The organism is Acinetobacter sp. WCHAc060025 (genome assembly GCF_004209355.1).
Lineage (GTDB): Bacteria > Pseudomonadota > Gammaproteobacteria > Pseudomonadales > Moraxellaceae > Acinetobacter > Acinetobacter wuhouensis.
In genome coordinates, this window is sequence record NZ_SGSX01000005.1 from 77,886 (window position 1) to 99,616 (window position 21,731).

Sequence of the window (21,731 nt, forward strand, 5' to 3'; positions counted from 1 at the left end):
TTCTGAAGATATAGCCATATTAATCATCGCCAATTTCAACATAAATACTAAAAAAAAGACCTATTGTTTCATTTTAAGAACAATCATCTTAATGTAATAAAGTTACGTTTTAATACTGACTTTCAATATCGACACTGTTAGGATTTGCCTACGAGTTCGCATAGTTTTTGCCTTATGAATCTTATTGATTTTATTTTGCACGTTGACCAACATTTATTTGAATTTATAACCAATTATGGTGTTTGGGTTTACGGAATTTTATTCCTGATTATTTTTGTAGAAACGGGTTTGGTAGTGATGCCATTCCTACCTGGGGATAGCTTACTTTTTGCCGCAGGTGCTTTAGCTGCATCTACAGGTGCGATGGATCCTGTAGTCTTAGTGATCATACTGTTTATCGCAGCGGTTTTAGGTGACACACTAAATTATCATATTGGTAAATATATCGGTCCTCGCGTCTTTGAAATTGAATCCCGATTTATTAATAAACAACATCTGATTAAAACTTCACAATTCTTTGAAAAACACGGTGGCAAAACTATTATTTTTGCACGTTTTATTCCTTTTGCACGTACTTTTGCTCCCTTTGTTGCAGGTGCTGGTAGCATGAATTATAAGTATTTCCTCACTTATAATGCTGTTGGTGCAATTTGCTGGGTTGGTTCTTTTATTACACTCGGTTATTTATTTGGCAATCTACCTGTAGTCAAAGACAATTTCACCCACCTTATTTTTGGTATTATTATTTTGAGCGTTTTACCTGGTGTAATCGGCTATATTCGTCATAAGTTTTTTGATAAAAACAAAGCCATTGAAGGTAAAACTGAGAGCAAATAAGATCACTAGATCAAATTGAATATAAAAAACCGATTCTCAAAAAGAATCGGTTTTTTAATTGCGTCTGATATTCAGTTCAAAAGATGAAATAATTACTTTTTCACTTCCTGACGCTTTGGTACATAAGGACAGTTTTTAAATTGTGCAGCTTGCGAAAGTGCATCTTGCTCGCCATATAGACGAGACAGCTCGGTATTTTTGGTATTTGAAGATTGTCCCATATTGACAGAAATACTCGGACCAATTCCCCAACCAAAACCGCCACTGCCCCAACCACCGCCAAGACCTAAGCCAACACCAACACCTGTACGTTTCGCAGGTGTGACGCCATTGTTGATATATTGCTGAATACGGTTAAATTCAGCTGAAATTTGCGCACAGTTCATTGCCTGATATTGCGTAGGTGAAACATAGGTCGGTTTTACCGTCGTCGCACATGCCGACAATACTAATGTTGCAATCGTTGCTGTCGCTAATTTTACAGCATTCATTTTTAATGAACTCATCACAATCTCGAAATTATTTTTTATCAATCTCATTGAACAATGATTGATAGGCTTGAGTCAATTTATGATCTGTAGCCAAATGGATTAACGGTAGGTTTTTATGATGAGATTCTTTCATCAATACTGATGGAGGAAGCATATTTTCAAGTACAGGCAAACCTTCATCTTTTAACTGCTGTACCACTTCACGTGGTAATTTTGCCTGAGCTTGGTATTGATTGACCACAATCCCTTCAATTTCAAGACGATCATTATGATCATCTTGGGTTTCAATAACATTTTGAATCAAGGTTTGTAAGGCACGCTTTGAAAATACATCACAATCGAAAGGAATCAGTACGCGATCTGCCGAAATAAGCGCAGACAAGGTAAAGAAGTTAAATGCAGGTGGTGTATCAATATAAATACGATCATATTGACTGCTTAAAGACTGAATTGCATCACGTAATTTATAAATCTTATGCTTTGACTCTAAAGCATGCTCCAACTCACCCAAACTTGGACTTGCAGGCAATACATCGAGGTCTTTGAATGGCGAACGGTGAATATATTGGTCAAAACCTTTATTTTTACCTTTTAACAATGAACCAATAGCATTGCCAATCAAACCCTTTTGCTGATTGCTTCCTAAAACATCGCTAAAGAAATTTTCAATGTTCGGTTCTAGTGCTGTTTTTTCTGCTGAATATGTAGCGTCATCACCTAAAAGATACTGACTTGAGTTGGCTTGCGGATCCAAATCGATCACTAATGTTCTAAAACCTTGGTGCGCACTAATCGCAGCAAGGTTCACAGTAATACTTGATTTCCCTACACCGCCTTTTTGGTTAAACACCACACGCGTCAACATAGCAACTTCCCGAAATATCATTATTTTTAACTTGTATATAGTTTAACCTAGACTCTTAACAAGTGTGAAATCTATGTCTAACAATCAACTAAAAACTGGTTTGATCATCACCAAAGCCAAAGTTGAAATTAACGCAACTGCCCCGATCAAGAGACCTGCATGGCGTTGTGCCAATAGTATGCTGTCATCTTTTTTGTAAGCTTTAATTTGCGATGATAAGAACACGATAAATAAAACGATTTTCGCATAGAACCATGGCTGAACTTTAAATTCATTCATGACTAATAAGGTAATACCAGTCAATACAATCAAAGTAAGCGATAAATGTTGTAATGCAACAAAAGCCACCCGACCTTTTGGGTTTGGCTGCTGATTTTGAGTACCTATAAATAAAGTGCTTGCACGTAAAACAAAAACCAGTATGAGCACAGCAACACTGGTCATATGAATAATTTTAATCAGTAAGTGTATATCCATTTGATCACCCCAAATGCTTAGGCTTTAGGTGCATGTGCACATTCAGGACTTGCAGGGGCTTGACCTTGCCATTCGCTTGGTAAATATGCATGGATTGCCAAGGCATGAATTTTTCCTGGGGAAAGTAGTTCTTTAGCGACCGCATAAACTTTTTGATGACGCTGAACTAAACGTAAGCCAGTAAAAGCTTCACTGACAATAATCACTTTAAAGTGTGATTCTTTGCCAGGGAAATAGCCACCATGACCTGAAGATTCGTTGATTACTTCTAAATGAGTAGGTTCAAGTTGATTTAGGCTATCAATAAGTTGCTGTTCTAAGGTCATGCTACTTCCTTTGAGATACATCAATGGTTTTTATTAGTATAGCCGATTATCCTTAAATGGCTTATTGAAAGCTCCAAATTATGCAGAATATCCTTTGTTAAAAAGACAATTCTGTATTTTATGAGAACTTTCTTGGATTATTTTCATAAAAATGACTTTATTTTATGCAATTAACATTCTCCTGAGCAAAAAAATCTTGACCCTGTTATTTGTTGATGTATTATACACCGCATGCGGGAATAGCTCAGTTGGTAGAGCATAACCTTGCCAAGGTTGGGGTCGGGAGTTCGAGTCTCCTTTCCCGCTCAAAATTTTTTCATTCGGTTTTTTATTTAAAAAATTGGATAGACTCCGCGGGAATAGCTCAGTTGGTAGAGCATAACCTTGCCAAGGTTGGGGTCGGGAGTTCGAGTCTCCTTTCCCGCTCCAAAATTTTTTCATTCAGTTTTTTATTTAAAAAATTGGACAGACTCCGCGGGAATAGCTCAGTTGGTAGAGCATAACCTTGCCAAGGTTGGGGTCGGGAGTTCGAGTCTCCTTTCCCGCTCCAAATTCAAAAAGCCCTGATCGAAAGATTGGGGCTTTTTTATTGTTGATTTAATAGATATTTCTCTGATAAGTTAAAAAAACCTTCACAAAAATTCATGATCAAATTTTAATGTGCTGTATTTTTAGTGACCAAAATATGCCTAATCACAATAAACTATGCTAAATAACCACGAATTTCAGCCAATCAGTCAAATTGAATATAATTTAGCATCATCGATCTTGCGCAAGCTTGCCAAAATTTAAATGCCTTTGCCATCATTCACCTAAATTATCGAAAAGCAATGTGTCGCGTTACTTTTGCAATCACTCGACACACTCAACTCATTTTCCATAAGTATTAATCGTCGCAATTAAATCAGTAAATTTTTGCCCTTGTATCACAACATGTTCACGCAATAGACGTTCAGCCTCAACTTCATTACCATTGATAATTGCTTCGACAATACCTTCATGTTCAGTAAAAGAATTGCTCATACGGTTGCTGACTCGAAGCTGTAAGCGACGATATGGATGTAGCCTTTTATGCAAACTTCCCGCCTGCTCAATCAAAAAGCTATTATGACTTGCAGCATAGATTTGGAAATGGAACTGCCGATTCATTTCATAATAGTTTTCAGAATCACCCGACTCTAGATATTCGGCACAACGTTTGTGTAACTCCAAAAGCTTACTTTTTTCATTTTCTTGTATCCGTCTAGCTGCAAGTCGTCCACACATCCCTTCTAACTCAGCCATCACTTCAAACATTTCACACAATGTCATCGGGTTCACTGCAGGTACGATAGCGCCCCGTCGTGGTCGAATTTCCACAAGCCCCTCAGCAGCTAACAGCTTTAAAGCCTCACGAATAGGAGTTCTTGATGCTCCATAGCGTTCACATAGCTCAGCTTCATCGAGTTTAGTTCCCGGTAAAAAGTGTCCAAAGATAATATCATCCTCTATTTTTTTACTCACTTGCATGGATAAAGGTAAGTCTTTGATTAAATTCATTTCACACCATTTTGTATACAATATTTTGCTTTTTGAGTACAAACGTATTGTTATTTGAATACATTCCAGATATAACTATAACAAAATATAAGGATGTTTATTACTACTAAATCTCAGTCCATGGAGGATCAAGATGATTATTTACGGAACAGCATTACTCGCAATCTGTCATCTGCTAGGTGACTATCTAGGAAATACGCTTGGAATCTTACTCGGTGTAAAAGCCAATGTTGGTGGGGTTGCTATCGCCATGATTCTATTGATCGCCAGTAAGGAACTGTTGGCAAAAAAAGGGTATCTGCCTCAGGTCACTCAATTTGGTGTGTTGTATTGGTCAGGCATGTATATCCCAATCGTAGTTGCAATGTCCGCTGGACAAAATGTTGTCGCAGCAATGTCTGGTGGCATGGTTGGCGTGGTCGTTGCCGTTATTTCTCTAGTTGCAACAGTATTGGTGATTCGCTGGCTAAATAAACTAAGCAATGACTATCACAGTTATGAGTGGCCTTCTGAACAAACAAATCAACCGGCTGAAGCTTAAGCCTCGCACTCCTCACATATAAAGGAATTCAGGGAGTTATTGTATGGACATACTAATTCAGGTTCTGACCAAAAATGCACTGGTCACAGCACTCGCAGTAACAGGGCTAATGATGTTTATTTCCCATCTGCTGTCAAAATATTTGACTGGTGGGAAACTTCAAAGCTCTGCGATAGCCATTACCCTCGGTCTGGTGATTGCCTATTTTGCAGGTGTATATACAGAAGGTTCTAAAGGTGTTTCAGATATTGCCATTTTTTCAGGATTCGCCCTGTTAGGTGGCGCGATGTTACGTGACTTAGCTATTGCTTCCACAGCATTTGAAGTCGATGTAAAAGAAGTAAAAAAAGCAGGCAAGGTAGGCATGATCGCTCTTGCATTGGGTTGTATCATCCCGTTTGTTGCGGGTGCTGGCGTTGCATGGATGATGGGTTACAAAGATCCAATTTCGATGACTACAATTGGTGCTGGTGCCATGACTTATATTGTTGGCCCAATTACAGGCACAGCAATTGGAGCAAGTTCAGAAGTCATTGCGCTCTCTATTGCGATTGGACTAATCAAATCCGTTTTCTTCATGGTAGGTACTCCCCTCCTCGCTAAATTCATGTACCTAAAAAGCCCTCGTTCAGCCATGATTTTTGGTGGTATGGCTGGTACAACCAGTGGTACAGCTGCTGGTCTTGCAGGTACAGATGTTCGCCTTGTCCCTTATGGCGCATTAGTTGCGACATTCTATACAGGCTTAGGTTGCTTACTCGGCCCGTCTATATTTTTCCTGACAGTCAATGCAATTTTTGGTTAAACATCAGGTGATGAAATGAATAATATGATCAACAAGCGGATATGGAACAGTCAAAAATCCAAACGTTTACAGAAACTTGAACAAGCAAGCCAAAAGGGATTTGAAAAGCAAGTTGCTCATTCACGTGCAGCTGAATTGCTTGAAACGGTTATCTCCTGTGGTGACAAGGTTTGTCAAGAAGGCAACAACCAGAAACAAGCTGATTTCTTATCCAAAACTCTAAGTCAGTGCAACCCTGAAATATTGAATAATCTACATATTTTGCAATCTGTATTGGCACTACCTAGTCATCTCGATGTATTTGAAAAAGGGATTGCTTCTAAAGTTGATTTTTCTTTTGCAGGACCACAAAGTCTGCGCTTAGCTCAACTGGTACAGCAACAGAAAATTTCGATTGGTTCGATCCATACCTATCTGGAATTATATGGTCGTTACTTTATTGATCTAACACCGAATGTCTGCCTGATTACCGCACATTCGGCAGATGCTCAAGGCAATCTATATACAGGTGCCAACACCGAAGATACCCCAGCCATTGTGGAAGCAACCGCATTTAAGAGTGGCATTGTTATTGCGCAGGTCAATGAACTAGTTGATCACGTACCTCGCGTAGATATTCCTTCCGACTGGGTTGACTTCTTTATTGTTAGTCCTAAACAAAACTATATTGAACCATTATTTACCCGTGACCCTGCACAAATTACCGAAGTGCAAATTTTAATGGCAATGATGGTCATTAAAGGTATCTATGCACCCTATCAAATTCAGCGTCTGAATCACGGTATCGGCTTTGATACAGCAGCCATTGAGCTATTATTGCCAACTTTTGCTGATGATTTAGATTTAAAAGGAAAAATTTGTACAAATTGGGCACTGAATCCACATCCAACCCTGATTCCTGCTATCGAAAGTGGTTTTGTAGAATCCATTCACAGTTTTGGCTCTGAAGTCGGCATGGAGGAATATATCCGTAACCGTTCAGATGTTTTCTTTACCGGTGCAGATGGAAGTATGCGTTCCAACCGAGCTTTTTCTCAAGCTGCTGGATTATACGCCTGTGACTTATTTATTGGCTCTACGCTACAAATTGATTTGCAAGGTAATAGCTCAACGGCCACCGTTGATCGTATAGCTGGTTTTGGTGGCGCACCCAATATGGGGTCTGATCCACATGGACGTCGTCATTCTAGTTATGCCTATAGCAAAGCAGGTAAAGAGGCTGTAGATGGTAAAGCGATTAAAGGTCGAAAACTTGTCGTACAGCTGGTAGAAACTTATCGTGAACATATGCACCCTGTCTTTGTTGAAGATCTAGATGCATGGCAACTCCAAGATAAAATGGGTAGCGATTTTCCACCGATTATGATTTACGGCGAAGATGTCACACACATTGTAACTGAAGAAGGCATTGCCAATTTACTGCTTTGTCGTACAGCAGAAGAACGTGAACAAGCCATTCGAGGTGTAGCAGGTTACACCCCTGTAGGGATGAAGCGTGATCATCAAAAAGTGGAAGAACTCCGTGAAAGAGGAATCATTCAACGTCCTGAAGATCTTGGCATTGACCCATCTAAAGCAACACGTGACCTACTTGCAGCTCAGTCTATTAAAGATTTAGTGAAATGGTCTGAAGGTATGTATTCCCCACCAAGTCGTTTTAGAAATTGGTGATGATGGAGCAAATAATATGGAACTATTAAATTTTAAACTTTCCTCCACACACGCAGCGCAGGCTGAACACAATATGATTTGTGGTGTAGTTGGTTCAGGTAATTTGGAAGTATTGGTCAGCCCATTGCAAGACCATCAGACCTGTGAAATTTCAGTCAATACGTCTGCGACTGGATTTCAAACAGTATGGCATGCAGTTCTGACAGAGTTTTGTAATCGACATGCAGTGGGTGGTCTGAAATTTCAGCTGAATGATATGGGTGCAACACCTGCTGTGGTCAGTTTACGTTTAAGTCAGGCTGTTGCAATGCTGAAGGATGGCGAACATGCATAAGATGATTAAAAAAAGTTTTTATGAAAAAACAGCACGCAACCGAATCAACAGTATCGTGGATCAAGGCAGTTTCACCGAGTTCCTTAAACCTGGAACTGTTGAACTCAGCCCTAATTTAAAAGCACTTGATATTCCTGGCAGTTTTGATGATGGCGTGATTATTGGTACAGCTCGTATCCAAAGCTCACCTGTACGTATTATTGCCCAAGAAGGTCAGTTTATGGGTGGTGCTGTGGGTGAGATTCACGGCGCTAAAGTGGTTGGCTTATTGCTAAAAGCCATTCAAGACCAGTCATCTGCGGTTATCTTCCTTGTTGATTCTGGTGGTGTACGCCTACACGAAGCCAATGCGGGGTTGATTGCCATTTCTGAAATTATGCGGGCGATGCTCAAAGTCAGAAATGCGGGCATTCCTATCATCACCGTCATTGGTGGCACTTGTGGCGCATTTGGCGGCATGGGTATCAGCGCTTGTCTAAGCAGTCATATCATCATGTCTGAAGAGGGTCGTCTTGCACTTTCTGGGCCTGAAGTCATTGAAACCGTCAAAGGTGTAGAAGAGTTTGACTCCAAAGACCGTGCATTGGTATGGCGAGTGACGGGTGGCAAACATCGTTATCTACTCAATCATGTACAACAGCTAACTGAAGATGATACCAATGACATCAGAGATGGCATTATCCATGCACTCTCAGAAACAAGTCAAAAAAAGGATTCAGACACACTGAGCCTCGAAACACTGTTGCAAAAGCAACAATCTCTTGAGGAACAATACACACGCTGGTTCGGTCAAAAAGATGGTCTAGAAATTTGGAAAGGCATGAATATTGAACATGCTGAACAGATTCCAATGCTCAGTGCAGCCGAAGTGACTCAGATTAAACAAGGAGTTTAATATGGAAACTGAAATGATTCTGAAACAGCTGTTTCCACATGATCTGAACTATGACATTCAGGGACATTTTATCTGTGGTTCAGCGCAAACTGCTGTAGGTAAAGTTCGCATTGTAGGTACTGTAAATTCTGCACCGATCAATCAACAAATCGCGATGCAAATTGCATCTGAAGTACTTAATATTATTGCTGAAGATGCGCAGACACCTGTGGTTTTTATTGTAGATACACAAGGGCAGGCTTTATCTCGCTCTGATGAACTATTGTGTCTGAACAGAACCTTTGCTCATCTGGCAAGTTGCGTGGATTTACTGCGCAGAAAACAGCATCCTAACCTTGCCATAATTTTGGGAGAAGCTGTCAGTGGAGGCTTCTTGTCTTATGGTCTGATGTCCAACCAAGTCTTTGCCCTAGAACAAAGTCAGGTCAAGGTCATGGATTTAAATGCGATGTCGCGCGTAACTAAAATTCCAGTTGAACGCTTGAAAGAACTGTCTCAAAGCTCTGCTATTTTTGCACCAGGTGTAGAAAACTTCTACAAAATGGGCGCTATTTCTGCCATTTGGCATACATTAGATGAAAATTTAGTACCCGATGCAATCCAGCAGCAACAGACTCAGATTGATCAATATCTAAATGATGACCGAGGCACTCTTGCCCAGCAAAGGCAAGGTCGCCATTTGTGCAACGATATCGTACAGGCTGTACTTTCAGCTTAGAGAGGTCGTGATATGAACCGCCACCATCTGATTTATCTACAAGCAAATGAGACATTTAGGTTTCTCGATACATCTCTTGCTGTGTCTATACAACAGAAAATACACCAGATGATTGAGCAAAATATACCATTTACCGTATGCCGTCAGGAATCTGTAGACTATTTCAAAGTGGCGGTCAGTTGTTTCATAGATGGGCGAAAATATCGTGTTGCTTTGGCACTGGATACTGTGCCAGTACAGAGTCATAAACCACCTTTGCTTTCTGTGATTGCTGAAAACCTAGACACGCAAACGCAGGCATTGTTACAGGCATTTATACAAAAGATGGAACAACTGTCCTGTTCTGTACAGGTTTACGGTTCTTATGCCAACCAATATTTGTATAAAGAAAATTTTGTTCATGCTCAGTCTGATCTAGATCTACTAATTGAAGTGAATGAGATGAATAAACTTCCGCAAATTATTCAGGCAATCGAACAACTGAAAATACAGATTTCTATCACCATTGATGGAGAAATTGCACTACCTACTGCGCAAAATTTTTCATTCAATGAACTGACTTTCGCCTTGAATCACCAACAAGATACTTTGATTGTTAAAGAATTATACGAAATTCGTTTGCAAAACATTGCTGAAATACTAGGAGGGAACCTATATGAATTACAGCAATATCGCACTTGCCCTGCCTGAACGTCAGCAACTTGTTCACAGCCTAGCGGCACATATCGACCAACTTGCACTATCGGCACTACATGAAGAAGTGAGTCTTGAGCTTAAACCTGGTCTAGTCTGCCCATCGAGCCAAGGTAGTCATGATGATATGGACTATGCCCTATTCGAGACCAGCATCCATGCTATGCAGGGATATTATGCAACGCTGTTTGAATATGGTTTTCATCAACAACCTTTTCAATCCTTACAACAAGCAGGCATCCAGTGTGAACAACGCATGATGCGAGCAACCGATCAAATTAACACACATAAAGGTGCAATTTTTAATCTAGGCTTCGCAAGTGCTGGTCTAGGGCAGTGTTTCAGACAAAATCTCCCTTTGAATGCTGAAAATATCTGCCAGCAGATTATGCTCAACTGGCAAGAAGATCTGCTACAAAATCTGAGCAGAAATCCTAACAGTCATGGCCAACAAATGCGTAAAAAATATGGCATTTCAGGTGCGATTGAACAGGTGGCACATGGCTTCCAAATTATTCAGCAGCTTGCTCTACCCTGCTTTCAATCTACTCTCGCAACAACAGGTTGTCACAACAAGGCATCTGTTCAAACCTTACTGACTCTCATCAGCCAATTGCCCGATACCAATATTGTTTGGCGGGGAGGCATGAGTGCTTTGTTTATTGTTCAAGAAATGACTCAACAATTTCTCAAAGATGGTGGCGTTCTTCAAGCCGATTGGGAAAATAAACTCAAACAAATCAATTATTATTTTACTGAGCATCGCCTGAGTCCTGGTGGCAGTGCAGACCTACTCGGGATTACCCTATTTTTTCATAAGGTGGAACATGAACTTTGCCGTGATTTTTAGTGGACAGGGTCTGCAATCTGTCCAGCACCTTCATGAAATTCAAGATCAAGCTTCACAATACGGCTTAACTACACAGCTAAAGTCGCTCACGAATCAGCTTGAGTCTACACAACTTGAGCAAACAAAAACTGAGCAGGAAGCTATTTTTGAAAACACGATTGCACAACCCCTTATTTTTGCATTGCAATATTTAAGATGGCAACAAATTCGTGAGTATTTACCACAACCTGAATTTCTTGCAGGTTATTCATTGGGTGAAGCTAGCGCGTTCTGTTGTAGCTCATCTCTGCCATTTGCTCAGGCTTTTGAGTTGATCTCTATCAGAGCTAAGCTGATGAGCCAACAAATGAATACCCGCTGTGGCATGGCTGCCATACAAGGGCTAAACCGAAATCAATTATTACCCCTGTTGGAAAGAACAAAGACAGAAATTTCCATCCGATTAAATGAAACACACTATATTGTCGCAGGCCCTGTCCAACGCATAGATCAATTGATTCAAGCAGCCAGTGAACAAGGGGCACAGCAGGTCAATAGACTGAAAGTTTCTGTACCTTCTCATACTTCATTTTTAAAAAATGCCGCTGAACAGTTCTCCAATTATTGTCATCAATTGCCCATAGGTCGCATGGAACTTCCTGTGATTAGTGCCAGTGAGGGACAAAAATATTTTTCTTATACTCAAGCTTTGCCTATTTTGTCTCAGCAAATTGATCACCCACTAGATTGGTACCGTTGCTTGGAAACACTTAAGGAATATCAGCCAGACATCGTTCTCGAAATTGGTCCAAGCAATGCCTTGAGTAAAATGATTGGTACCGTAATGCCAGAAGTACAAGTTCGGAGTATTGACGATTTCAGCAGTTTTGATGGCGTCAGACAGTGGATTTCACGGTTTATTTAAATTCGCGCGCAATTCAGGGAAGGAATCCGAAATGATTCAGAATTCACCATACAGAATACATCCTCTGCAAAAAATCACTGAAAGAGGAATGCAGTATTATCAACTGATTCGTGGCATCGAAGCCATTGGAGGTGCGATTTTACTGTTATTTGCTGCAATTGCCCTAGTATGGGCAAATTCACAATATGCTGACAGTTATGCAGCTTTCTTACACACCCAAATCGCTTTTAGCTTAGGTTCTATTGAAATAAAAACAGACCTACATTTTATTATTAATGATGTGCTGATGACTCTGTTTTTCCTAGCTGTAGGGGTTGAGGTACGCAAAGAAATTCATGATGGTACTTTGGCTGATCTAAAATCTGCCTGTCTACCTGTCATCGCAGCCTGCGGTGGTGTTATTGTTCCTGCGCTGATTTATCTGAGTATTAGTTTATCTGCTGGTCAGGCACATCAAGGTTGGGCGATTCCAACCGCCACCGACATTGCCTTTGCAGTAGGCATCCTCGCTTTATTGGGTAAAAGAATTCCTGCTTCTGCTCGAATTTTCCTGCTCACTCTCGCCATTATTGATGACATTATCGCAGTACTTATTATTGCGCTATTCTATTCTTCAGGTCTGAATGCTACTGGTGCAATTTTTGTTGTCATGGGATTATTACTGGTCTTTATCATGCAACGTATGGGCATTTTTTCCATGCTACCCTATGTTGTTCCTGCTTGCCTAATCTGGTATGGATTATACATCACAGGTGTACATCCATCACTTGCTGGTGTAATCCTCGGACTGTTAACCCCTGTTGCTGTTCGTCCGTCTAGCCAACATGGATTTAACGGAATAAAAGCGGCTTATGAGCAAATCAAAAAACAACAGGACTGCGTAGAATCTTCTAAAAAATTACAACTGGCAAACCGTGAATTACACAGCCCCGTCAACCGTGTCAGCTATGCTTTTTCACCTTGGGTTGCATTTCTAATTATGCCGTTATTTGCTCTAGCCAATGCTGGTGTTAACTTGACCCAAATCAATTTTGATTATACAGGTGTTTACTCCGTCATTACGGGGATTTCCATAGCCCTAATTTTAGGCAAACCACTCGGAATTTTTCTGATCACTTGGCTTTGTGTCCGTATCGGTATTGCGCAGTTTCCAGCGACGTTTAATTATAGATGGTTACTGTTGGTCAGCTGCCTCGCAGGTATTGGTTTTACCATGTCTATTTTCACTGCAACACTAGCATTTCAACTAGACCCTATTTTAATGGATGCTTCAAAAATCGGGGTTCTGATTGGTTCCATCATCTCTGCATTGCTTGGACTTGCTATAGGTATTTATTTTTTAAAAACTGAACCGCGTAAAATTTGAGGATTTTAAAATAAAGCACTCACCGTAGTGCTTTATTCATTTGACATTTTAGTGTTGATTCTTTGAACTATAGGATCATCAACTAAAAAGAATTGACCCAAAAAAATAATGCTTAAGACAGATCAAACTAATGACTTAACCATTCAATCCAAACATCGAACAAATTCCTCAGTCATCTCATTCGATGTCTTGAGCTGATTAACACTGTCTATATTTAAATAAGCTAAAGACACAAATAAAAGGAAAACTATTACATTGAATAATATAAATATGATGGGAAAAATTGAACCTCACTCACCTCTGCTGAATCAATGGAAATTACGGAAGCTACAACCTAACTTTTAATCTATAGTTGCAGTTCCATAAATTTCACACTTAAATTTACAATCTCAAACTTTAGAAGTTATAACCAATGTTAATATTCCATCTAAACTTCCAATCATTACTATAATCAGAGTTTGCCGAGGTATAACCGGTAGAGTTTTTCGCACCACCCAACACATTCACATTTTTTCCTACACTGCCATCAACCCAGATCAAGAAAGGCATCGCATTAAATTGCACACCAAAAGTGTCCATTTGTGAATCTGCCCAATCAGAACGATCCTTCATTAAAATACTGTAATCATTGTAAAATTTTACAGATTTTAAATTCGGAAAATATTTGCTTGTTACAGGTTGGGTATAACCAATATTAAAAATACCAATTGTCCCCTCAGAAGCAACAAAATATGCAGGTGTTAATCCATTGGACTGCATCAATATTTTATCGTCATCGACACCTGCTGGATTTTTTGCATCATATTTATAGTGAATCGCTGATGTTTGAAAATCCCATTTGCCATAATTATTTAAAGCATGTAAACCAAGTGCATAATAACTGCCATCATCATCGGTCGCTTTATTGTGCAACTGAGAATAAGCACCACTCAATCCAAACTCTTGCTTACCAAAGTCATAATTGAGTTTTTTGGCGACTCGAACATTCACCTGATTGCGTTTTTCATTCAGATATTGCTTCTGGCTAGGTAAAACATAATCGAGATCATCGGCTGAACCTGCTTCAGGTGCATAACGAACACTGCCATTACTCATAATCGGCATATAGGCCAATGTCAGATCATAATCATCACTGGAATTTTTCCAACTCACACCAGGTGCAACACTGTCTGCGAATCCTAAAAAGAATGGAATTTGGAATGTCCACGCATGTTCAGGAAATGGGTAGATGGCAAAAGGTTTGTAAATAATACCTGCTTGAATATCGTTATTTTCATTCGGCTTATACCCTACAAATGCATGCTCAATCGATCGCTTGTGATCATCTTGAAATGCATAACTGGTATCTAAATAGAATTGATCATATTTACCTTTAACATTTAAACGCGCATTATCAAATAAAACCTTACCATTATTGTCACTGTCCCAACGCTCATCACGATAGTTAGCTCGGATAAAACCACCGACCTCTAAAGATTTAGAACCATCTTCAGTTTGCCATTTAAATGGTGTCCCTTGCGTTTCTGCAAAGGCATTCATTGACATCAAACAACCGATAAATATGCTCAAATAACTTTTTTTAGACATGAATTTCCCCTTAGCAAATAATTTTTTGAATTATTTGCCCAATCAAATTGTTCAATTATTTATTCACTAAAGCTTTCGGTAAGGATAAAACGATCAGACAACTCAGTAGCAGACACACAGCAAATACCATCAAAGCACCTTCAGGCCGACCCGTAATTTGGATGGCATAACCCACAAGTGTATTACTCACTAAGCCTGCTAAATTGGCGATTGAACAAGCCAGTGCAAAACCAGTTGCTGCTGCTGTACCTGATAAGAAAGTTGCTGGAAGGCTGAAAAACACGGGAATAGTCCCTGTTGTTGCAATTGCTGCAATTGAGAATAGAACCAAGGTCATCACAATATTGGCACTAAACATATGTGTGAAAAATAATGCGATTGAACCCAGTACAAATGGAATAACGAGATGCCAACGACGTTCTCTAAATTTATCTGAACTGCGACCAATCAATAACATTGCAACCAAACCGATAATGCTTGGAATCGCAACGAGCAATCCAATGTGGAAAACATCCGTCATGCCTGTGTTCTTAATGAATGTCGGCAACCAGAATCCCATCGAGTAAGTACACAGCAACATAGAGAAATTAATTGCACCTAATTTCAAAATATTGAGATTAAAAAAACCATCTTTAAAGCTATGCTTTTCTTTAGCAGATGAATTTCCCTCAAGATCTTTCTTTAAATTACTGTCAATAATGTGCTTTTCTTCTTCATTTAACCATTTTGCTTTTGAGAAATGGTTCGGTAACATTATAAAAGTTAAGATTCCTAATAATACACTTGGAATAGCCTCTAAAAAGAACAACCACTGCCAACCTGTAAATCCATGAACCTGATCAAATGCTCCCATAATCCATCCAGAGAGTGGGCTACCAATAATCACAGCGAGAGGTAAGCCAATCATGAACAAAGCAATAATTTTTCCACGATAATAGGTTGGAAACCAAGTGGTTAAATAATACAAAACACCCGGTAAAAAGCCTGCTTCAGCGGCCCCTAGCAAAAAACGTAAAACATAAAATTGCATGGGTGTGGTGACAAACATCGTCAAGCCAGAAAGAATTCCCCAAGTAATCATGATTCGAGCAATCCAAATTTTTGCCCCAACTTTTTCCATCACCAGATTACTTGGTACTTCAAAAAGAATATAACCAACGAAAAACAGCCCTGCGCCTAAACCAAAAGCTGCTTCGCTGAGGTGAATGTCGCTCAGCATATGTAACTTTGCTAAGCCGACATTAATACGATCCAAATAGGCCGCAATATAACAAAAGCATAAAAAAGGAATAAGTTTCCAAATCACTTTTTTATAAACTTTAACTTCCTGTTCGGTATAACTTACCTTTCCAATAGATTCAGAAACGATAACATTGGCAGACATATCTAACTCCTTTTAGATAACAAACCAAGTTTAAAATTGATACAATGCAATTGATCATATTTTTCAGCCAATTAGGTACTCCTCTCCTCATTTGACTGATGATCAGATTTAATCCCGCATTGCACTATTCCCCTCGGCTTGTGATCATAAGCATAATATTTTTCATCACTATGTATCTATTTAATCACTTTGATTTTTTGAAAATAATCAATAGTTTCTTGCTTAGACACAACATCTCCATACTTGCTATCGATATCAAATAAATTGGCCTCATGCGGTGCTTGATGACGATCACCCACACATTCACGAACCACAATTGTTCTAAAACCATGTTGTACAGAATCCACTGCTGTAGCACGTACACAACCGCTTGTAGAACAACCAACAATTATAATAGTATCAATAGCTTGAGTGCTTAAAATAGATGCTAAACTTGTGCCAAAAAAAGCACTTGCATAGTTTTTTGTGATCACTAATTCGCCATCCAGTGGCTTAACCTCAGGGCAAAATTGCGTCGCAGGATTTGTTGCAACCATGGCTGCCATTACGGGTGACTTTTTGACCCACATTCCCCCGTCGAGTTGATTCGGGTGATACAAAATATTGGTGTGAATCACCAATATATCTTGTTCACGAGCGAGCTCTAAAATGTCTTTGGTTTCTTGCACCGCTTTGATCACGTCTGGTGCAAAAAGAGGCTCTGTTTCGGTGGTATAAGACTGCATAAAATCTACAAGGAGAAGTACTGGTTTTTTGCCAAAACCAATTCTATTTCCCCAAACACCTTGATAGTTGCTCTGTAAATTTTCTTGTACATTTTGCTGAGACATATCGACCTCCAACTATGCATAAGCACCAGACAATAACGCACCTGCACCTGGCGCAACTGGCTCAAGATTCAATGCTTTTAGCATTTGGTAAGTGGTTGCAATTGCAGCAGAAATTACTGGTTTACCAGTCAATGCTTCTACTTTTGCCACCGCTGGAAGAGATTGCATCTGTACACATGCGGACAGCACAATGACATCCGCATCTTGATAATTCAATTTTTGAACAATCTCAGGCAAATTATTTGGGTCGTGTTGTGCCACAGCAATATTGTCTGCAATTTCTAAAGCGACATAATCCAACACTTCAAAACCTTCAGCTTTAATATAGTCCACCACCAACTCAGTTAATGGTTTCATATAGGGTGTCACCACAACGATTTTCTTGGCATTCATGACTTTTAAGCCTTCAACCAAAGCACCTGCACTCGTCACAATCGGCGCTGCTGCATCATTGTCGATCGTCACTTGATGCAAACGCTTTTCAGACTCGCGATGGTAACCAATCCCCATCGACATAATCGCAACAAGACATGCATATCCCAATACATCTACACGTGCATCTGAAAGCTCTAATGCACAACGGTCAGATTGAGCATCCATCGCAGCCAATTCTTCTTTTTTCACATGCTTCATACGCATACGACTTGAGTGAAAAGTAAACTTTTCAGGGCGAATGAGTTGACGAGCTTTTAACATCGCTGGAATTTCAGTTTCCATTGTCGTATTCGAACTTGGTACGATTTGACCAATTTTATATATCTTTTCCATGACTTATTTCTTCCTTAAATAATTGACTGATCTAGAAAATCACCAAATGCTTGATAAAAACCTTGTTCATCATCCCAAGGGATCATATGACCTGCATTCTCTACATGACTGAGCGATATATTTGGATTAAGCTTCTGAATTTCATCAATATCATCTGCCTGAATCACGCCACCCTTACCTGCAACCATAAGCAAAGCAGGCACTGAAATTTGTGGAATATATTGATGAATATCAACATCATGAAAATCATTAAACGCTTTGACAATTGCGGGTAAATAACACGTATGTAGCCATTCAGCACGTAATTGACGTTGTTCCAAAGTCCATGTCGGGCAGAATTTTTTCATCTCTTCAGCATCCATACCTTCGATAGATTGCTGAATAGAATCGACATACCACGGCAACTGACTTGGATAAGCACGGCGATTTGGACCAGAAACAGGTGGGTCAATCAGTACGATTTTCTTTAAACCTTGTGGATGTTGCGAAGCACAACGAATTGCAAAACGCGCCCCCATCGAATGCCCGACCAAATGATATTCAGTAAGTTCCAATGCTGCGACGAAAGCCAAAATATCGTTCACGCATGTTTCAGTATCATACTGAAGATGATCACCTGAAGATGACAAACCTCGACCACGAACATCTAAAACATACACATCAAAATATTCTGCGAGTTTCTCAGCAACAAAACCCCAAGTGATTGCAGGACTGGTAATCCCTGGTATTAAAACCAAAGGATGACCTTGCCCACCATATCGGAGGTAATGTAGACGAACATCGTTCGCAGCTACATTACCGCCATATAGTAAGTGACTCATGCATTTTCCTCCGCATGTAGAGGTTGTGCATAAACCTCATAACCATATACCCAAGCTGGATCTTCTTGCGTTTTCAGGAAGGTATTTGCATTGGATACTTTTTGAACTTTACTTGCGCGTTCTTTACGATTTTCTTCATAAAGATTAAATGCTTGCTCGTAGTTATCTAAACCTTCTTCAAGCAAACAGCGTGTCAGCATTGCAGCGTCTTCAATCGCCATGCCAGCACCTTGCGCCATGTGTGGTTTCATCGGATGGCATGCATCACCCAATAACACTAAACGCCCATTACTCCACACAGGTAAAGGATTACGATTATTTAAAGGCCACTTTGTCACATCATCACTGGCTTCAATCATGGCTGTAATCGAAGGATGGAAATCTTTAAATGTTTCAAATAATTCTGCTTTGTCACATGGTACAAAACTCTTACCTTGGAAATCCCAAGCAGGATGTGGAACACCTGTGACGAAATAATATTCATCACGTTCTTTCGTGGTGCAATATGCCATGATGTGACGATCTTCATACCACCATTTCACGCAATCATCTAAATCAAACTGCTGTTTTAGTTTTGCTAATTTTTCACCTGAAATAATTGCACGATGTGCGACCCAACCACTATAGAGCGGTGCTTCAACACCCAGAATAGTTTCGCGAATTTTCGAGTTAATTCCATCCGCCCCAATCACAATATCTGCTTTTGTTACAGTGCCATCTTCAAAACTCAGTGTTACACCCTCAGCATCTTGCTCAACATTGCTTAAACGCTTACCAAAATGTAATTTATCTTGTTGTAATGCTTCAATTTGTCGTGCGTGCATATCACCACGATGAATCGTCAAATATGCAGCGTCATAACCCGTTAAAGGTGCTTTAGCAATTACTTCACCCGTATTTCCATCACGACTAATCCAATAATCTGGATGACAACCCATGTCTTCTAAATCTTGTTCCAAGCCCATTTCACGAAAAATTTTCATGATATTTGGACCAATATGAATTCCTGCACCTAAACGTGAAAACTCAGCCGCTTGCTCATAAACTTCAACATCAAAACCTGCTTTCTGCAGCAGGATTCCCATGGATGCTCCACCTAAACCAGCACCGATTACCGCGATTTTTTTAGACGTATTCATTGCTTACTCCTTCAAACAAATATTTCCTACTAAATAGATATACATTAAGAGAAATTTAAAGTCTATACACTTTAATTATTTTTTATAAAAATTTTAGAAATTTCGACTTATTATATTGTTTTATATATATTTTAAATAAAATTATTTTAAAATAATAATTTCTTTACTACACAAATATAAAGCGTATACTCTTTATTAATACAAAAAACAATCAGCAAAGGAGCGCTATTCATGCCAGTTAATTCATCCGAACTTACGCAAATGTTTGAACATGTATTGCAACTATCTAAAGTAGATGAGACTCAAACTGTTGCGATCTTAAAAAGCCATTATTCACATCCACAAACAGTTCAAGCTGCAATGGATGCAGCTTGTCGATTAAAAGCAAAAGTATTTATCTTGGAACTTCCGTCATTTAATCATCCCAAAGCAATGGGCAATGATATGACTGCATATTGCGGAGATACGGCACTCACTGGGAATTTAGCTGCGCAACGTGCGTTGGAGTCTGTAGATTTAGTTATAGACACCATGATGCTGTTACATTCACCTGAACAAGAACAAATTTTAAAAACAGGCACTCGGATTTTACTCGCCGTTGAGCCACCCGAAGTGCTTGCTCGAATCCTACCAACTCTAGAAGATAAAATACGTGTACAAACTGCTGAGAAATACCTCAAAAAAGCGCAAAGTATGCATGTGACATCTAAAGCTGGAACGGATTTCTATGCACCACTCGGGCAATATCCAGCGGTCACTGAATACGGCTTTGCGGATGAACCCGGTCGATGGGACCATTGGCCGAGTGGCTTCTTATTTACATGGCCCAATGAAAATACCGCTGAAGGAACATTGGTTTTAGATGTGGGAGATATTCTTCTTCCTTTCAAAAACTATGTTCGCGAAAAAGTTACCTTAGAAGTTGAAAAAGGCTTTATTACTAAAATTCATGGTGGCTTTGAAGCTGAATATTTACGTGACTATATGAAATATTTTAATGATCCTGAAGTTTATGGCATCTCTCATATTGGATGGGGCTTACAACCTCGCGCGCAATGGACAGCAATGGGCTTGCATGACAAGAATGATGGTATGTGTATGGATGCTCGTGCTTTTAATGGTAATTTCTTATTTTCAACAGGCCCGAATACAGAAGTTGGAGGCAGTCGTAAAACACCTTGTCATATGGATATTCCACTAAGAAATTGTACCGTTAAATTAGATGATCTTATCGTTGTTGACCAAGGTGTTCCGACCGATCTAGATTAATCTTTTGATCAAAACATATAACGGCTATAGCGCTATAGTCGTTATTTTTTTTAAAGTCTATAATCCAGTAATTCTTCGTTTTTATTTCTCTTTAGGGTTAACAATAAATGAATCAAGAAAATAATGAATATATTATTGAAGACCAAGTTGGTTATTTACTACGTCGTGCGTACTACCATCATTTATCCATTTTCCAGCAAAGCCTAGATGAAACTCAGCTCACATCCGTGCAATTTGCAACACTTTATTCGATTCACAAATTACAAGAATGCTCTCAAAAGGAACTGGTCAATGATACAGGTATAGATCAGGCAACGATTCGTGGCATTATTCAACGTTTAAAAGATAAAGGACTGATTTCCCAAGACCCAGACAGTATAGATAAGCGCAAAGTTTTAATTCATATTACCCCTCAAGGCAAAGACCAATTAAAACAGGCCATCCCTATCGCTGAAACAATCACAGACTTAACACTCAAGGCACTGAATCCCGCAGAAAAAATTGCCTTACAGTTTTTGCTCAAAAAAATTGTAGATGATAAAAATTAAGCTTTTTATATAGCGCGATGTACTCATTCATACAATCTCAAAAAAACCGCCTTTCGGCGGTTTAATTTTGAAA

The 21,731-nt window shown here is 39.4% G+C and carries 24 protein-coding genes and 3 tRNA genes; 16 read left to right on the forward strand and 11 right to left on the reverse strand.

The annotated features are described in order from the left end of the window. Positions 1 to 174: 174 nt before the first annotated feature. Complete coding sequence (locus EXE09_RS05580; RefSeq protein ID WP_068975603.1) at positions 175 to 837, forward strand: DedA family protein; 663 nt, start codon at positions 175 to 177, stop codon at positions 835 to 837. Positions 838 to 929: 92 nt separating this feature from the next. Here the strand turns inward: EXE09_RS05580 and EXE09_RS05585 are convergent, their stop codons facing one another. The 4 genes from EXE09_RS05585 to EXE09_RS05600 all read right to left on the reverse strand — a co-directional run bounded on the left by EXE09_RS05585 (position 930) and on the right by EXE09_RS05600 (position 2,996). Then, positions 930 to 1,343, reverse strand: a complete 414-nt coding sequence (locus tag EXE09_RS05585; RefSeq protein WP_086322704.1) for a hypothetical protein — start codon at positions 1,341 to 1,343, stop codon at positions 930 to 932. Between the two features lie 13 nt (positions 1,344 to 1,356). Continuing rightward, positions 1,357 to 2,193, reverse strand: coding sequence for a ParA family protein (locus EXE09_RS05590; RefSeq protein WP_130116607.1), 837 nt, complete (start codon positions 2,191 to 2,193; stop codon positions 1,357 to 1,359). A gap of 84 nt (positions 2,194 to 2,277) precedes the next feature. Continuing rightward, the gene (locus EXE09_RS05595) at positions 2,278 to 2,670 is read right to left on the reverse strand and encodes a SirB2 family protein (protein ID WP_130116608.1); all 393 of its coding nucleotides are present in this window, start codon (positions 2,668 to 2,670) and stop codon (positions 2,278 to 2,280) included. 17 nt (positions 2,671 to 2,687) lie between these two features. Beyond that, positions 2,688 to 2,996 carry a BolA family protein gene (locus EXE09_RS05600; RefSeq protein ID WP_068975601.1) on the reverse strand — a complete coding sequence of 103 codons (309 nt, stop codon included), beginning with the start codon at positions 2,994 to 2,996 and terminating at the stop codon, positions 2,688 to 2,690. A gap of 233 nt (positions 2,997 to 3,229) precedes the next feature. Between EXE09_RS05600 and EXE09_RS05605 the strand changes: the two genes are divergently transcribed. The 3 genes from EXE09_RS05605 to EXE09_RS05615 all read left to right on the forward strand — a co-directional run bounded on the left by EXE09_RS05605 (position 3,230) and on the right by EXE09_RS05615 (position 3,546). After that, positions 3,230 to 3,302: transfer RNA gene (locus tag EXE09_RS05605), tRNA-Gly, on the forward strand. Between the two features lie 47 nt (positions 3,303 to 3,349). Then, positions 3,350 to 3,425: transfer RNA gene (locus EXE09_RS05610), tRNA-Gly, on the forward strand. A gap of 45 nt (positions 3,426 to 3,470) precedes the next feature. Continuing rightward, positions 3,471 to 3,546 (forward strand) — tRNA-Gly (locus tag EXE09_RS05615). A gap of 320 nt (positions 3,547 to 3,866) precedes the next feature. Here EXE09_RS05615 and EXE09_RS05620 read toward each other — a convergent pair. Next, positions 3,867 to 4,535, reverse strand: coding sequence for a GntR family transcriptional regulator (locus EXE09_RS05620; protein ID WP_130112685.1), 669 nt, complete (start codon positions 4,533 to 4,535; stop codon positions 3,867 to 3,869). 133 nt (positions 4,536 to 4,668) lie between these two features. On the opposite strand from EXE09_RS05620, the gene madL reads away from it, so the two are divergent. The 10 genes from madL to nhaA are packed head-to-tail and all read left to right on the forward strand — an operon-like array spanning position 4,669 to position 13,312. Beyond that, the gene (gene madL / locus EXE09_RS05625; protein WP_068975599.1) at positions 4,669 to 5,076 is read left to right on the forward strand and encodes a malonate transporter subunit MadL; all 408 of its coding nucleotides are present in this window, start codon (positions 4,669 to 4,671) and stop codon (positions 5,074 to 5,076) included. 43 nt (positions 5,077 to 5,119) lie between these two features. Then, entirely contained in the window at positions 5,120 to 5,881 is a 762-nt protein-coding gene (gene madM, locus EXE09_RS05630; protein ID WP_130116609.1) for a malonate transporter subunit MadM, read from the forward strand. Positions 5,882 to 5,896: 15 nt separating this feature from the next. After that, a complete protein-coding gene (gene mdcA, locus EXE09_RS05635) occupies positions 5,897 to 7,552 on the forward strand; it encodes a malonate decarboxylase subunit alpha (protein ID WP_130116610.1) in 1,656 nt (551 codons plus the stop codon). 16 nt (positions 7,553 to 7,568) lie between these two features. After that, a complete protein-coding gene (mdcC, locus tag EXE09_RS05640) occupies positions 7,569 to 7,886 on the forward strand; it encodes a malonate decarboxylase acyl carrier protein (RefSeq protein ID WP_068975596.1) in 318 nt (105 codons plus the stop codon). After that, positions 7,879 to 8,781 carry a biotin-independent malonate decarboxylase subunit beta gene (locus EXE09_RS05645; protein WP_130116611.1) on the forward strand — a complete coding sequence of 301 codons (903 nt, stop codon included), beginning with the start codon at positions 7,879 to 7,881 and terminating at the stop codon, positions 8,779 to 8,781. The genes mdcC and EXE09_RS05645 overlap by 8 nt, the downstream gene beginning before the upstream one ends. Before the next feature lies 1 nt (position 8,782). Next, positions 8,783 to 9,499 (forward strand): biotin-independent malonate decarboxylase subunit gamma, encoded by a 717-nt coding sequence (gene mdcE / locus EXE09_RS05650; protein ID WP_130112682.1) that lies wholly within the window; start codon positions 8,783 to 8,785, stop codon positions 9,497 to 9,499. 12 nt (positions 9,500 to 9,511) lie between these two features. Further along, entirely contained in the window at positions 9,512 to 10,189 is a 678-nt protein-coding gene (gene mdcG, locus EXE09_RS05655) for a malonate decarboxylase holo-[acyl-carrier-protein] synthase (RefSeq protein WP_130116612.1), read from the forward strand. Continuing rightward, entirely contained in the window at positions 10,155 to 11,042 is an 888-nt protein-coding gene (mdcB, locus tag EXE09_RS05660; RefSeq protein ID WP_130116613.1) for a triphosphoribosyl-dephospho-CoA synthase MdcB, read from the forward strand. The genes mdcG and mdcB overlap by 35 nt, the downstream gene beginning before the upstream one ends. Further along, complete coding sequence (gene mdcH / locus EXE09_RS05665; protein ID WP_130116614.1) at positions 11,020 to 11,946, forward strand: malonate decarboxylase subunit epsilon; 927 nt, start codon at positions 11,020 to 11,022, stop codon at positions 11,944 to 11,946. The genes mdcB and mdcH overlap by 23 nt, the downstream gene beginning before the upstream one ends. Positions 11,947 to 11,977: 31 nt before the next feature. After that, positions 11,978 to 13,312 carry a Na+/H+ antiporter NhaA gene (gene nhaA / locus EXE09_RS05670; protein WP_130116615.1) on the forward strand — a complete coding sequence of 445 codons (1,335 nt, stop codon included), beginning with the start codon at positions 11,978 to 11,980 and terminating at the stop codon, positions 13,310 to 13,312. A gap of 396 nt (positions 13,313 to 13,708) precedes the next feature. On the opposite strand, the gene EXE09_RS05675 is transcribed toward nhaA, so the two are convergent. The 6 genes from EXE09_RS05675 to EXE09_RS05700 form a co-directional block, all read right to left on the reverse strand. Further along, positions 13,709 to 14,899, reverse strand: a complete 1,191-nt coding sequence (locus EXE09_RS05675; RefSeq protein WP_130116616.1) for a hypothetical protein — start codon at positions 14,897 to 14,899, stop codon at positions 13,709 to 13,711. 55 nt (positions 14,900 to 14,954) lie between these two features. After that, positions 14,955 to 16,283, reverse strand: coding sequence for an MFS transporter (locus EXE09_RS05680; RefSeq protein WP_130116617.1), 1,329 nt, complete (start codon positions 16,281 to 16,283; stop codon positions 14,955 to 14,957). Between the two features lie 176 nt (positions 16,284 to 16,459). Then, positions 16,460 to 17,113, reverse strand: coding sequence for an isochorismatase family protein (locus EXE09_RS05685; protein WP_130116618.1), 654 nt, complete (start codon positions 17,111 to 17,113; stop codon positions 16,460 to 16,462). A gap of 12 nt (positions 17,114 to 17,125) precedes the next feature. Further along, the gene (locus tag EXE09_RS05690; RefSeq protein ID WP_068975586.1) at positions 17,126 to 17,881 is read right to left on the reverse strand and encodes an Asp/Glu racemase; all 756 of its coding nucleotides are present in this window, start codon (positions 17,879 to 17,881) and stop codon (positions 17,126 to 17,128) included. Between the two features lie 14 nt (positions 17,882 to 17,895). Further along, positions 17,896 to 18,702 carry an alpha/beta fold hydrolase gene (locus EXE09_RS05695; RefSeq protein ID WP_130116619.1) on the reverse strand — a complete coding sequence of 269 codons (807 nt, stop codon included), beginning with the start codon at positions 18,700 to 18,702 and terminating at the stop codon, positions 17,896 to 17,898. Beyond that, positions 18,699 to 19,841: an FAD-dependent oxidoreductase gene (locus tag EXE09_RS05700; RefSeq protein ID WP_130116620.1), complete on the reverse strand. Its 1,143-nt coding sequence runs from the start codon at positions 19,839 to 19,841 to the stop codon at positions 18,699 to 18,701. Before EXE09_RS05700 ends, EXE09_RS05695 begins: the two co-directional genes overlap by 4 nt. Positions 19,842 to 20,072: 231 nt before the next feature. Between EXE09_RS05700 and EXE09_RS05705 the strand changes: the two genes are divergently transcribed. Both EXE09_RS05705 and EXE09_RS05710 read left to right on the forward strand, forming a co-directional pair. Then, the gene (locus EXE09_RS05705; protein WP_130116621.1) at positions 20,073 to 21,110 is read left to right on the forward strand and encodes a 2,5-dihydroxypyridine 5,6-dioxygenase; all 1,038 of its coding nucleotides are present in this window, start codon (positions 20,073 to 20,075) and stop codon (positions 21,108 to 21,110) included. Positions 21,111 to 21,217: 107 nt separating this feature from the next. Beyond that, the gene (locus tag EXE09_RS05710) at positions 21,218 to 21,658 is read left to right on the forward strand and encodes a MarR family winged helix-turn-helix transcriptional regulator (protein WP_068975582.1); all 441 of its coding nucleotides are present in this window, start codon (positions 21,218 to 21,220) and stop codon (positions 21,656 to 21,658) included. Positions 21,659 to 21,731 lie beyond the last annotated feature (73 nt).